Annotated in this window: 12 protein-coding genes; 5 read left to right on the top strand and 7 right to left on the bottom strand. The window is 69.1% G+C overall.

Features of this window, described 5'->3' with window-relative positions:
- Window positions 1-7: 7 nt before the first annotated feature.
- The 7 genes from OG718_RS06015 to OG718_RS05985 all read right to left on the bottom strand — a co-directional run bounded on the left by OG718_RS06015 (window position 8) and on the right by OG718_RS05985 (window position 8,836).
- Window positions 8-1,288 carry a sugar ABC transporter permease gene (locus tag OG718_RS06015; protein WP_306935474.1) on the bottom strand — a complete coding sequence of 427 codons (1,281 nt, stop codon included), beginning with the start codon at window positions 1,286-1,288 and terminating at the stop codon, window positions 8-10.
- A complete protein-coding gene (locus OG718_RS06010) occupies window positions 1,285-2,061 on the bottom strand; it encodes an ATP-binding cassette domain-containing protein (RefSeq protein WP_266757539.1) in 777 nt (258 codons plus the stop codon). The genes OG718_RS06015 and OG718_RS06010 overlap by 4 nt, the downstream gene beginning before the upstream one ends.
- A gap of 112 nt (window positions 2,062-2,173) precedes the next feature.
- Entirely contained in the window at window positions 2,174-3,271 is a 1,098-nt protein-coding gene (locus OG718_RS06005; RefSeq protein ID WP_143643827.1) for a sugar ABC transporter substrate-binding protein, read from the bottom strand.
- Between the two features lie 334 nt (window positions 3,272-3,605).
- Window positions 3,606-4,622, bottom strand: a complete 1,017-nt coding sequence (locus tag OG718_RS06000) for a zinc-binding dehydrogenase (RefSeq protein WP_328843504.1) — start codon at window positions 4,620-4,622, stop codon at window positions 3,606-3,608.
- 47 nt (window positions 4,623-4,669) lie between these two features.
- The gene (locus tag OG718_RS05995) at window positions 4,670-5,035 is read right to left on the bottom strand and encodes a MerR family transcriptional regulator (protein ID WP_143643829.1); all 366 of its coding nucleotides are present in this window, start codon (window positions 5,033-5,035) and stop codon (window positions 4,670-4,672) included.
- A gap of 320 nt (window positions 5,036-5,355) precedes the next feature.
- Complete coding sequence (locus OG718_RS05990; RefSeq protein WP_143643831.1) at window positions 5,356-5,634, bottom strand: hypothetical protein; 279 nt, start codon at window positions 5,632-5,634, stop codon at window positions 5,356-5,358.
- A gap of 430 nt (window positions 5,635-6,064) precedes the next feature.
- On the bottom strand, window positions 6,065-8,836 hold the full coding sequence (locus OG718_RS05985; RefSeq protein ID WP_328843503.1) for a hypothetical protein: 2,772 nt from the start codon (window positions 8,834-8,836) through the stop codon (window positions 6,065-6,067).
- Between the two features lie 516 nt (window positions 8,837-9,352).
- Between OG718_RS05985 and OG718_RS05980 the strand changes: the two genes are divergently transcribed.
- The 5 genes from OG718_RS05980 (at window position 9,353) to OG718_RS05960 (ending at window position 12,597) form a co-directional block, all read left to right on the top strand.
- Window positions 9,353-9,841 (top strand): universal stress protein, encoded by a 489-nt coding sequence (locus OG718_RS05980; RefSeq protein ID WP_143643832.1) that lies wholly within the window; start codon window positions 9,353-9,355, stop codon window positions 9,839-9,841.
- Window positions 9,842-9,942: 101 nt separating this feature from the next.
- Window positions 9,943-10,218, top strand: coding sequence for a hypothetical protein (locus tag OG718_RS05975; RefSeq protein ID WP_328843502.1), 276 nt, complete (start codon window positions 9,943-9,945; stop codon window positions 10,216-10,218).
- Between the two features lie 273 nt (window positions 10,219-10,491).
- The gene (locus OG718_RS05970) at window positions 10,492-11,328 is read left to right on the top strand and encodes an AraC family transcriptional regulator (RefSeq protein WP_143643834.1); all 837 of its coding nucleotides are present in this window, start codon (window positions 10,492-10,494) and stop codon (window positions 11,326-11,328) included.
- A gap of 82 nt (window positions 11,329-11,410) precedes the next feature.
- A complete protein-coding gene (locus OG718_RS05965) occupies window positions 11,411-11,881 on the top strand; it encodes a cupin domain-containing protein (RefSeq protein ID WP_328843501.1) in 471 nt (156 codons plus the stop codon).
- Entirely contained in the window at window positions 11,878-12,597 is a 720-nt protein-coding gene (locus OG718_RS05960) for an SGNH/GDSL hydrolase family protein (RefSeq protein ID WP_328843500.1), read from the top strand. Before OG718_RS05965 ends, OG718_RS05960 begins: the two co-directional genes overlap by 4 nt.
- The last annotated feature ends 66 nt before the right edge of the window (window positions 12,598-12,663 follow it).

The raw sequence follows: 12,663 nt of genomic DNA, 5'->3' as shown, positions 1-12,663 counted from the left end.
CCAGACATCATCGTTGTACGGCCCGGCGACGGGACAGCGCATCCACGCCTGCGGCCACCAGCAGAACCGAACCCGTGACAGCGTACTTGACCCCTGAGCTGTACCCCATCAGGCCCATGCCGTTCTGGATGACCGCCACCACCATGCCGCCGAGCACGGCGTCAACGACCCTGCCCCGTCCGCCGAACAGGCTCGTCCCGCCGATCACGGCGGCGCCGACCGCCAGCAGCAGCACGTTGCTGCCACCGGTGTTGGGGTCGACCGAGTTGCCCCGGGACGCGGCGATGATGCCGCCGACCGCGGCCAGGGCGGAGCAGATGACGAACGCGGAGATCCGGATGGCTGCCACGTTGATGCCGGCCCGGCGGGCCGCCTCGGCGTTACCGCCCACCGCGTAGATGTGCAGGCCGAACGAGGTGCGCTGGAGCAGGAACGTACCGGCGACGAGCAGGGTGGCGATGACCGGCACGACGATCGGCACGCCTTTGAGCGAGTCGACGATGATGTTGCGGCTGCGCTCCTGGTTGAGCAGGTGGACGGCGATCGCACCGAGCACCGCCAGGCCGCCGATCCTGACTGCGAGCAGGGTGAGTGGAGCGGGGGCGAGCCGGCGCCGCCGGCGGTTGCGGTTCTGCCGGAGCTGGATCGCCGCGTACGCCCCGACACTGACGGCGAGCAGTACCCAACCCAGCGCGGGGGAGAGGTTGTTGTTGGCGACGGCCAGGATCGTCTCGTCCCGGATCGAGATGTTGGTGCCTTCCTTGAGCAGCATCAGCACGATGCCCTGGAATCCCAGGAAGGCGGCCAGCGTGACCACGAATGAGGGGATGCCGACCTTCGCGACCAGCAGGCCGAGCACCAGGCCGATGACCGTGCCGGTGAGGATCGCCGCGCCGGCCGCGCCGTACCAGGGCCATCCGTGGTCGGTGAGCAGGATGGCGAGGACGGCGGCGCAGACCCCGCTGGCGTACCCCGCGGACAGGTCGATCTCGCCGAGGAGGAGGACGAAGACGAGGCCCATGGCGATGGCGATGCTGCCCGCGCCCTGGGTCAGCAGGTTGGCGAAGTTCAGCTCGGACAGGAAGACCGGGCGCAGGGCGGCGAAGAACACGCACAGGACGATCAGGCCGAGTACGGCGGGGAGGGCGCCCAACTCGCCGCCCCGTACCCGATCGACGTAGTTCCGGGCGACCGAGCGCAGACTCGCGGTTCCGGCCGCTCCGTTCTTCTTCGGCGTACCGGGACCGCGTGGCAGTTCCGGCTTCTCGGGGGCGACTGCGGCGGTCATGCTGTGACTCCGTTGCTGTGGGCGAGGCCGAGGTCCCCGCTGCGGCCCGAGGTGATGAGTTCGACGACCTGGGAGTACGTCACGTCCGACGTGCTGACCTGGGCGGCCATCCGGCCCAGGTAGAGGGCGGCGATCCGGTCGGACACCGCGAAGACGTCGTTCATGTTGTGCGAGATCAGGACCACGGCGAGACCGTTGTCGGCCAGTCGCCGGACCAGTTCGAGGACCTGTGCCGTCTGGGCGACACCGAGCGCGGCCGTCGGCTCGTCCAGGACAACGACCTTGCTGTTCCACAGCACGGCCTTGGCGATGGCCACGGTCTGCCGCTGGCCGCCGGAGAGGCTGGAGACCTGTTGGCGGATGGACTTGACGGTGCGGACCGACAGCCCGTCGAGGGTCTGGGCGGCCATCTCCTCCATCGTCGCGTCGTCCAGGACGAGTCCCCGGCGCTTCTCGCGGCCGAGGAACATGTTCTGCACGATGTCGAGGTTGTCGCAGAGCGCCAGGTCCTGGTAAACGATCTCGACGCCCAGGGCCGCCGCCTCACGCGGGCTGTGCACCTGGACCTGTTCACCCTCGAACCAGTACTCGCCGCCGTCGATCGGGTGGATCCCGCCGATGCACTTGACCAGGGTGGACTTGCCTGCGCCGTTGTCTCCGACGAGGGCGGTCACCTCCCCTGGATGGACGTCGATGGACACGTCGTGCAGTACCTGCACGGCGCCGAAGCTCTTGTCGATCCCGCGCAGTTGAAGGATCGGGGTCGCTGTCATGGAAGACGGCTCCTTACGGTCGTCAGGACGCGGGCCCCGGGGAGGTGGGAGCCCCGGGACCCGCGGTCGGGCCGGCTGGACAAGGGACAACGGTCCGGTCGGCCGGTCAGGGCTACTTGATGCCGGCCTTGTCGCACAGGGCGGCGTACTTGCCCGTGCACAGCTCTTCCTTGGTGACGAAGCCGTCGTCCACGACGTCCTTGACGTTGTCCTTGTAGATGGCCACCGGCGTCTCCAGTACGGACGGGACCTTGCGCTTGCCCTCGGGGTCCTCGACGGACGCGTTGGTCTCGCCCTTCTCGCCCTTGGCGAGGGAGACGGCGAGCTTGGCCGTGGCGTCGGCCTCCTTCTTGACCGCCTTGTAGACGGTCATGCACTGATCGCCCGCGAGGATGTTCTGCAGGCCCTGCACGGTGGCGTCCTGGCCGGTGACCGGGACCTCGCCGTTGCGGTTCTGCTTGCGCAGGACGGCGATGGCCGCGTTGCCGAGACCGTCGTTGGCGGCAAGCACGCCGCCGATCTTGGGCTCGCTGGTGAGCATCTGCTCGAAGATGGTGCCGGCTTGGGCGTTGTCCCAGTCCGGGACCGACTGGTTCGGGCCCTTCACGTAGTCGCCCGACTTGTACTTCGGGTCGAGGATGCCGTTGTAGCCCTCGGCGAAGAGAGTGGCATTGTTGTCCGTCGGTGAGCCGTTGAGCGTGGCGACGATGGGCTTCTTGGCCTTCATGTCGCTCAGGCACTTGCTGAGACCCTCGCCCTGCAGCTTGCCGACCGCGGTGTTGTCGAAGCTCACGTAGTACTGGGCGGAACCGCCGAGAGTGAGCCGGTCGTAGTCGATCGTGGCGACGCCCTGCCCCTTGGCCTTGTCCAGAACTGCCTTACCCGTGCCGCTGTCCAGGTTCACGATCACCAGGACGTTCACACCGCTGGTGATCATCTGGTCCGCGATGGTCTGGAACTCCTGCTTGTCGCCCTGCGCGTTCTGGATGTCGAACTCGACGCCCGCCGCCTTGAACGCCTCGGAGAGGTACTTGCGGTCCGCGGTCTCCCAGCGGGCCGAGGACTTGCTGTCCGGGAGGATCACACCGATCTTCGGCTTGGCGTCGGAACCGGAACCGGAGTCACTGTCGCCCGACGAGGAGTCGCCGCAGGCAGTGAGCGAGCTGGCCAGTGCCACCGAGGCGGCTGTGAAGAGGAGTCCCTTGCGCATGGGCAGGGTCCTTTCTGGTGTTACGGCCGGACGACCGGACGTACGAGGGTGGTGAGAAGGAAGCCGAGAAGCGCGCTCTCGGGGGAATTGCCGGGTGTCGGGTGATCCGCCCGGCTGAATGTTGTGAGCGGGAACTTACGGCGCTCCGGACCCCGTGCCCAGACTGCGGGCGGCGCTATTTGTCATCCGCCATAACAATTAGGTGACGCTGCCGCAACGCGGCGACCTCGCTGCCTCCTGTGCACGTGAGCGATCGGGCGATTGCAGCAGCGTCGGATGAGGCGCAGCCGCCCCTCGGGTGACAGCGGTGCGTTGCGGTGAGGCACGGGCATTCTCAGCGCCAGGGATCGAGGGCGTGCTTGCCGCGGGTCTGGCCGGCTTCGAGTTGCTGCAGCACTGACGCCCCCTCGGCCAGGGGGTGCACCTGGGGGGTGCCGGGCGGATACACGCCATGAGCGATGAGCGCGTCGATCTCGACGAGCAACGACTGGTAGAGGGACGGTGCTGCGGCCGCCAGCGCGCCGATGTGCAGGCTCTTGAGCTGGACCTGGTGAGTGAAGACCAGGTCGTGCGTGGTCACAGTGGCATCGCCGGAAGCGGCACCGAACACGACGACGCGTCCGGTGAAGGGTTTGGTGATCGACAGGCTCACCTTGAACGTGGCCTGTCCCACCGATTCCAGGACCAGGTCGACCCCGCCGGTCAGGCGGGTGATCTCCTCGGCCAGATCGGGGTGTGCGCTGTCCAGGACCTCGTCGGTGCCGAGTGCTTTGACGGTATCGTGCTTGGCCGGTGACGCCGTGGCGATCACGCGTGCACCGTAGTGGCGGGCGAGGCGGACGGCGGCCTGCCCCACGCCTCCGGCCGCGGCATGGACGAGCACCACCTCACCCGTCTTGATCTCGCCCAACGGCTTCAGTGCCGCCAAGGCGGTGACCCAGTTCAGCACCAAGCCGAGGGCTTCGGCGTCGCTCCAACCGGAAGGCACTGGGAGTGCACCAGCGGCCGGCATCGTCATGTACTGCGCGAAGGCGCCCGGTCCGGCTCCGACGATGTGGGTGCCGAGCGGAAGCGAGTTCTCGACGTCCGGGCCGACGCCCACGATCTCGCCGGCGGCTTCGAAGCCCGCCACATAGGGCGCCTGTGGGCCTCCCTCGTAAGTGCCGTGGGCCTGCATGACGTCGGCGAAGTTGACCCCGGCGGCGCCTACACGGATCAGGTACTCGCCGGGCCCCGGGGTGAGACGGCGCGGATCGGTCGCGAGGGTCAGGTCCTTCGGTCCCCGTTGTGACCGCTGGACCAGTGCTCGTACCGACTGCCCGGCGCTGGGCTGCTGCTCGATGATCTCCATGCGCGCAACGTAGGAGTCTCACACTTGCGTCAAGGTCAAGTGGCGGGTCATGGGCCAGTGCGCCGAGCCTCCTGCAGGTAGGCATCGAGCGCCGCCTGCTGATCGCTGAGAATGGCGATACGTGCAGCGAGGCGATCGCGATGGCTCTGCACCTCGTGCAGGAACTCCGCGTGCACCACGTCCGTGCCACCATCAGATCCGTCGGTGATGCCGGGCAGAGCTTCCTTGATCAACCGCACGGGCAGCCCGGACTCCAGCAGCGAGCGGATGACGAGCACTCGGTCGATAGTGGACTGGCAGTAGTCGCGGAACCCATTGCTGAAACGACCGGGGACGATCAAGCCCTCATGTTCATAGTGTCGCAATGATCGCGCGCTCACGCCGCTGACTCTGGAAGCTTCGCTGATCTTCATATCTGGAGGCAACGTCCAGGCGCACCGCGAACTTCCAGCAACTGGCGCGACGCAGGAAAGACTTGATCAGGCGTCAACAACCTCATGTCCCGCAACACCTGGCGCTTTCGGTTTCCTCGCCGCGTGGTGATCCTGTCGCTGACGAAGATGACGATACCGAGGGCGCCGAGGCCCATCCCGGCGTAGCCGACGAGTTCTCCACGGGCATCGTGCCAGAAGGCGACCCCCCATGGGTCCACCTGGCCTTCAGCCCCCTCGGTACCGTCCAGGCGTGACCGGCACCCTCGTACGGAGCCGTGCCCCCAGGGCCGAGCCGTACGTCACCCAGCGGGTTCGATACGAAGGACGGCGGCGGCGTCGCGGATCTCGACGACCTTCAGGCTCATGGCGTCGTTGATGGTCGCGGCGGGTCCCTCGCCGCAGCTGAGCCCGACGCCGCCGCTGCCGTTCGAGGACACACCGCCGCCACCGGAACAGCCTGAAACGCTGTAGCCCGACCCCGTCAGCGGCGCGACCATATCGACCTCACCGCCGGTGATCGCCGTCACCTCGATCGGCCCGAGTCCGTACTTTTCCGGCACTGTCACGACGTCCCCCACAGCGACCTCGATCTCACACGTTCCGTCAGCGCACGGCCCGGTCGGCGCAGGCGACAGCGTGGCCGACTCTGTGGGAGTCGGCCTGGAGTCCGACTCCGGTGCCCCAGAGCCGGACCCACTGGGCCGACCCTCGGCGGGGGACCCGTCCGAGGAACACGACACGAGAGCAGCGAATAGGACAGCGACAACAACGGCGACGACGGTGGTGGATGACGTTCTACGCATCATGGCCGCCATTGAACCGCGCCACGACCGGGACCCCTCCCCACTGTCCATGCAGGTGCGCCGCCGATGGGCAGTCAAGTGGTTCGGCAGCGGGCCGCGTCGGGGCTGGAAGGGACGGTCGGGATCTGCGTGACCTTGTGAAGCGCGGGGCCCGGAGAGACCGGACCCCGCGCAAGAGGGTGCTCACGATCCCTCTACATCGTGCTTACGGCTTGTCGAGGACCGTCCCCGTCAGCACCGGCCTGTCGGGGAGCGGCTCGGCGTTTCTGTCGGTCTGTGCGAGGCGCATCGACTCGGTCGGCTCGGCCACCTGGTCCCGCACGATCGGCGCGACGAAGTCCACGCTGGTGCTCCCGGGCGGGATGTTCAGCCACACCCACAGGTGCGCGTCGGACAGCGGCCGCTCGGGGTCGGGCACGTCACCGGACCAGTCCTTGAGCCACTGCGGGTCCACGTCCTTGGTGGACAGCTCGGCGCCCTCGGTGACCGGAAGCACCCGCACCGGCGTCCCGATGTCCACCGCCGTGGGCGCGTCCACGGACAGCCGCCAGGTCAGCGTCTCTCCCTCGGTCACGCGGTCTGCGACCGGCGTCAGGGTGATCACCGGCTCGGGGTCGTCGTTCTCGACGGTGAACCCGCCCCGGTACTTGCCGACGACGGCGTTGTGGACGGCCTTGATAGCGATGTCGTGCTCCACGTCGTCGCCGTAGACCGTGTCGCCCTTCACCACGACCGGAACGTCGATCGCGTCGCTGCCGGGCCGTACGGTCACGAGGCGGTTCTCGGCCCGGCCGCTGTCCGGGTCGAGGACGTACACGCGGACCTGCCCGCTGCCGTGCCCGGAGATCTCGACCGGGATCCGGTAGGTGCGGGTGCCCGAGTCGCCCTCCTTGACGATCGTGCGGCCCACGTCGATACGCGGCAGTGCGGCCGCCTTCACCGCCGAAGTGCCGGGCGCCCAGCCCCAGGCATCCATCAGCCAGGCCCGCCCGGACTGCGAACGGGGCGTCAGCTCAAGGGACTTGACATGCCTGAGATCGAGCCCGGCGCGGGTCGCGGCCGACAGCGGGACGCGCAGCTCCTGAGCCCAGTAGGAGGCGGTGTTCGCGGAGCCCGGGAGCCCGTCCACCTGGACCGAGCCCAGCGTCACCCGACGGTTGGAGGCGTCGGTGACGGACACGTCGAACTTCGTGCCGGTCGTGTTCGGCGGTACGAAGACCCGGAGCGCGAGCTTCTGGGAGTCGCCGAGGGAGAGCGGCTCGGCCGGAGTGATGCGCGCGGCCGTGCCCGGCGCGGACCACTTCAGGTCCACCGCGCTGCGGCCGGTCTCCTGTTCCGTCTCCCACGACGCGAAGTGCGGTGACGATCCGGGGGTCTCCGGGGCGAGACAGGCCACGGCCGGGTCGGGGTCGATCGCCGAACACAGCCGGGCGCCGGTCACCTCCGCCCCGCCGTCCGGCAGGAAACCACCGCTGCGGCGGCCGCCGACCGCGTGGGTCAGCACCCGGGCCGGGTCCGCGGACGGGGCTCGCCTGCCGGAACCGTCGAGCAGCGGACGCACCCGATCGTCCCCGGCGAGGAAGAGCTGGGCCGCGGCGGCGATGTACGTGGTGCCCGCCCTGTGCTGCTGGGCGGCGGTCAGCCGGGTCGCGGCACCCGGCGTGCACACCGGGTCCGGCTGCTCAGGGTCGGTCCTGAAGTCGTCCCCGGCCGGTGCGACTGCCTCGCCCGGGGTCCACTCGCTGCTGAAGTAGTTGTGGTTGGCGCCGACCATGTAGACCGCGCTGTGCAGTGCCGCACCCCCGCTGATTCCGCGCGTCCCGTCGACGTATTCCTCGCCCTGCAGGTCCGACACGTCGCCGTCGCAGCCCGGCAGCAGCGTCACGGACGGCACGTCGGCGACCGGATTCTGGCCGAAGATCGTCGGTCCGATGAGCACAGTCCCGCGCACCTTCCAGCCCACCGGGCCCCGGTAGCCGTCCTCGGCGGCCGGCGGCGGGTAGAGGCTGTCCATGGCGGCCAGGTTGACGCCCTCACCACCGCGCGAGTGGCCGACGAGCAGGACACGGGAGAGGTCCGCCTGCGCCACCTCGCGTACGACGGCCGGGGCGGAGGAGCGATGAGCGTTCCAGTCGGCCCAGCGGGCGAGGTGCTGCCGAACCAGCGAGGAACGCGCCTGTGCGCCGGCGTCCTCGGCCTCCCCGTCCTGGGCGTTGATGCCGTTCGCCGAGATCGACACCGTCACATACCCCTGGGAGGCCAGCAGTTGCTGGTCGCGCAGATAGCCCAGGTGGCTAGGGATCGGCTTGTAGCCGTCCGCGCAGGGCCAGTCGTCGGTCACGTCGTCCTCGGAGCCCGGCTTGTAGCAGGTCTCGTGGCGGCCGTGCAGGAACAGTGCGAGCGGTCGGCTGCCGGTGGCATCCTTCGGCGCCACCACCTCGGCGGTCATCTCCACCGGGGTGTCGAACCCGGGCAGGCGCACCGGGTCGAGGTCGTACTCCCCGGTGACCGTGCGGTACGAGCCGGGCCTGCCCGGATCAACGCCGTTCGCCGGCGCCTGCGCGGGCAGTCTTGCCCCGCGCGAGCCGGGCGGGTGCGTGTCGTCGGCCGTCGCGTCCAGTCGGCGCCCCGCGGCGGTCACTTGAAGGTCCGTCAGCTGCTCGGGCCCCGTCTGGCCGAGGGCGAGCCGGAAGGTCCGCCCGTCCCTCCCCGGCTTCGGCACCCCGAGCAGCCGGTCCCCGGTGCGGAACTCGACCCGCGCGTCCCCCATGGGCACGGCCTTCGGCGCCCGCCAGACCAGCTCACGCGCCCCGCTCTCCCCGCCGATCCGCCATCCCGGCGGCAGTGGGTTGTCGACCGTCGACGCGCTCAACAGCTCTGATTCGTGCGGTTGTTCAGCCTGTGCCAGTCCGGGCAGGCCCGCCAGGGCCGCCAGCACCGCCACGGCTGTCACACATATTCGCCGGGCACGGATCAATGATCCTCTCCTCAACACCCCATGCGCAGACGTCCCGTCGGTCCCGGGCGCCTCTCACGTCACCTAGGACGGGGGAGGGGCGTCTGTGGGTTGAGCGTGAGGCGACGCCGACAGCGGGCGAGCTACGCGATCAAGCCAGTGCAGCTGATCGCTGTGCGATACGTTGTCGCGCAGCACGCCGGTCGCCATGTCTTCGAGCACGAACCGGATGACCAGGTGGGAGGTAGTTTCACCCGCCCCGGCGGGCACTTGGGACGGGCGGTGGTGGACAACGGACTCGCCGACGCTCTGAGTCGGCTGGTGCCCGTCTGCAGCGGGTTACCCAACGCCGGATCCCTGGCGGCCCTGTCTCGTGGCGAATCGTGCGCGACAACGACACCGATGTGAAACTGGGCGAGTGCACCCGGCTCGGCCTGTGCTCCGTGCCCGCCGCGCTGGTCTGCTCGACGTCGGCGTTGTTGGGTATCGCTGCGTCCGATCGGTACATGACCCACTTGGCAATCGGAGGGCGAACGGATGGCCGTCATCGCGTGGATCGTCGAAGGCACCTGGCCCGCATGCGTGGACGCCGCCCGTACCCACGCGCTGGATGACACCGAGATCGTTCTGCTCCATGTGACGGGCCATGAGATCCCGGACATCGCGCACGGTGCCTTCGCCGGCCTGCTCGGCCGCGGCCACCCCGAACGCGACCCCGGCACCCGTCTGGAACACCTCGCCGCCACCGCCGCCAACCAACTACTCCAAGACGCCGCCGACCGCCTCGGCCGCCCCTGCACTCGCATAGAGCGCACCGGCCGCGTCGAGCGGGAAGTTGTGGCCGCCGCGCAGGGCGCGGAGTTGCTCATCGTCGCCCGTGACGGCGACCGCAGCCGCCTGGGCCCCAAAAGTCTCGGCCCGGCCAGCCGCTTCGTCGTCGACCACGCCCCCTGCCCTGTCCTCCTGATCTGGCCCGAACCGGCAGCCGGCCTCGCCAGTATCCCGCCGCTCCCGCACCACCCGTAGCGTCGTACCGGACCGAGGACCAGGCCGGGCTGCTGGCAGGTGGCTCGTGCAGCCGGCGTCGCTACGCTCTCCGGGCCTGGGTAACGGAATTGGCCACTTTCATGCTCGCCACCCGCGGCATGATGGACACACTTCGCGCCGCCGGCCAGGCCACAACCCCGTTCACTTCCCCCGGCACCGACGGAGTTGCCGAGGTCATCGCTGGGTTCCTCACCGACGGCGCCGTGGACCGCAGCCTGCGTGACGGCCTCGACGCCATGGACGTGACCGTGGCGATCTGCGCGCTCCTGGGCACGACCGGCCCCGACGACAGCGGAGCGCGCGCCCGGAGGCTCCTGGACGTGTTCGTCGGCAGTCTCGGCGACCAGGGTGAGTGATACGACGGCAACCGACCGGACCGCTCGCCGCTGTCAACAACGCTCGTGATCAGTACAGCTGGGCGCCGAAACTGGTTCTGACCGCGCTTCCGTGACAGGTACTCCAGAAGGACGACCGCGTCGAGGCCAGCTCGCCGCCACGCGACCACGTGAGCAGCGTGAGGCTCCATGTAGATGGGGTGCCGGTAAGAACCGTGTCACCAACCGCGAACGGCGCTGATCAGTCCTCGGGTGGTGATCTTGCTTGGCTCAGCGGCTCGTACACTGACGAAAATGGAGGACCACACGGCCACCGGGATCGGTGCGCGTCCGACTCCCGCCTTGCGGCAGTACGTCGACTCGTATGTCTGTTTCGACCTCCGCGGGCTCCCGGCGGGGGTGCACTGCGGCCCGCCGAGCCGCGGGCTCACTGCGGTGATCAGCCTGTCAGATCCTTTGGAGGTGGCGGCGGGCGTTGACGACGGGTCACCGGTCACCCGATTCAGCAGCGTGGCCGGCGGTCTGATGTGCCGGTCCGTCGCGATCCACCACGACGGACGCCAGCAAGGTGTGCAGGTATCGCTGACACCGCTCGGGGCTCGGGCCATCTACGGCATGCCCGCCGCCGAGCTCGCCCACCGACTGGTCCCACTTGACGAGCTTCTCGGAGCGCTAGGCGTCGAGCTGGTCGACCGGCTCCGAGCGGCGACAACTTGCGCGGCGCGGTTCACCGCGCTGGACGAATTGCTCCTCCGAACCGTCGGCCATGGCGCCCGCGGCGACCATGTGCGCCGCGTACGCCCCGAGGTGGCCGAGGCATGGCGCCGCCTCGTCGCCGCGCGGGGCTGCGTCCAGGTTGGTGCGGTGGCCGAAGAACTGGGCTGGAGCCGTCGGTACCTCACCGAGCGGTTTCGCGGTGAGGTGGGCCTGTCGCCGAAGACCTTCGCCCGAGTTTTGCGCTTCGAGCACGCGCACGAATTGGCGGCGGAGCAGAACCCGCTCCCGTGGGCCGATGTGGCGACCATCTCTGGCTACGCCGACCAGGCCCATCTCGTTCGGGACTGGCGCGAGTTCACGGGCCGATCACCGACTGCCTGGCGTCGCAGCGAAGTCCTCCTCGGAGCCGGGTAGCCGCCGACCGTCTGCCCGTCGCGTCGGCTTCTGTTCCCTTTTCTTCAAGACCGCCCGATCGCTGGCGTGGACGATCGTCGGCATGAGACTCGTCAACCACGAACGCAACGCCATGGACCTGCGGACCACCCCCGTGCACCTCGGACTGGGATCGAGAGCGAAGCCCGTCGAGGGTTTCACCTGGGACCCGGAGGTGCTCCAGGCCTACAGCGCCGCGGTCGCGGCAGACGGCGCCGAGGGCCGGATGGTGATGATCTTCGACGGCGACGGGCTCGGCGACCATTGGGAGAGCCACCCTGCAGGCGACGAACTGGTCGTTTGCCTCAGCGGGTCCGTGACGGTCACCTGTAACGTGGACGGGGTGTCCGACCGCGTTCTGCTCGGGCCGGGCGAGGCCACCATCAACCAGGCCGGGGTATGGCACGTGGTCGACATGGAGGGACCGACGTCCATCCTGGCCATCACCGCGAGCCTCGGCACCGACCACCGTCCTCGGACCGACCCCCGCCCGACCGAACGCGCCGTCACGCCCGGCCCGGAGGAAGCGCCGTGACGACACGCATCGCGTGCCTCGGCGACAGCCTCACCCGCGCGCAGTTCAGCGTCGACTACCTGGACCTTCTCGGACGACGCCACCCTCCCGGTGACGTGCAGCTCGCCCGCTTCGGCACCAACGGCGACTTCACCTACAACCTCTTGCAGCGCCTCGATGCTGTCGTCACGAACCCACCCGATGTGATCACCGTGTTGATCGGGACCAACGACGCCCGAGCGAGCCTTACCGGCTACCCCGTCGAGCAGGCCATGAAGCGCAAACAGCTCCCCGAACGCCCGTCAGCCGGCTGGTTCCAACAGTGCCTGGGAGCCGTCGTCGCACGGCTGCGAGCGGAGACCGATGCGACGATCGGTCTGCTGTCGCTACCGGTACTCGGCCAACAACTCGACGGAGCAGCGGCACAGGCATCGCAGGCGCACAGCCGGATGATCGCCGAGGTCGCCGCCACCAACGAGGTGACCTACCTTCAGCTCCACGAACGCCAGATCGAGGAACTGCGCCGAGCGGACCCGCCGCCGATTCCATACCAGGAGGTGACGCCCGCAGCGGCCGTCGGCGTCCTCGTCCAGCACGCAGTGCTTCGCCGCAGCCTCGACACGATCTCGCGGCGCCGAGGTCTCGTGCTCACGACCGACCACATCCACCAGAACAGCCGCGGCGCCACCTTTATCGCTGAGGTCATCGACACCGGTCTGCTGACCCAGAGCGCGTAGCTGGTTCCGGAGCCACGGCCGGTCGGATGCCCTCTACCGCGCGGAGGTGGCGTGCGATCCAGACGG

This window comes from Streptomyces sp. NBC_00258 (genome assembly GCF_036182465.1).
Lineage (GTDB): Bacteria > Actinomycetota > Actinomycetes > Streptomycetales > Streptomycetaceae > Streptomyces.
Note: the sequence above shows the minus strand (reverse complement) of the source record. Positions and strands in the feature narration are given on the sequence as shown.

Excerpts from the sequence above, each read along its gene's own strand:
- OG718_RS05980 (WP_143643832.1), top strand. The coding sequence starts at position 9,353 with ATGGCCGTCATCGCGTGGATCGTCGAAGGCACCTGGCCCGCATGCGTG.
- OG718_RS06005 (WP_143643827.1), bottom strand. The coding sequence starts at position 3,271 with ATGCGCAAGGGACTCCTCTTCACAGCCGCCTCGGTGGCACTGGCCAGC.
- OG718_RS05965 (WP_328843501.1), top strand. The coding sequence starts at position 11,411 with ATGAGACTCGTCAACCACGAACGCAACGCCATGGACCTGCGGACCACC.
- OG718_RS05995 (WP_143643829.1), bottom strand. The coding sequence starts at position 5,035 with ATGAAGATCAGCGAAGCTTCCAGAGTCAGCGGCGTGAGCGCGCGATCA.
- OG718_RS06000 (WP_328843504.1), bottom strand. The coding sequence starts at position 4,622 with ATGGAGATCATCGAGCAGCAGCCCAGCGCCGGGCAGTCGGTACGAGCA.
- OG718_RS06010 (WP_266757539.1), bottom strand. The coding sequence starts at position 2,061 with ATGACAGCGACCCCGATCCTTCAACTGCGCGGGATCGACAAGAGCTTC.
- OG718_RS06015 (WP_306935474.1), bottom strand. The coding sequence starts at position 1,288 with ATGACCGCCGCAGTCGCCCCCGAGAAGCCGGAACTGCCACGCGGTCCC.
- OG718_RS05975 (WP_328843502.1), top strand. The coding sequence starts at position 9,943 with ATGCTCGCCACCCGCGGCATGATGGACACACTTCGCGCCGCCGGCCAG.
- OG718_RS05970 (WP_143643834.1), top strand. The coding sequence starts at position 10,492 with ATGGAGGACCACACGGCCACCGGGATCGGTGCGCGTCCGACTCCCGCC.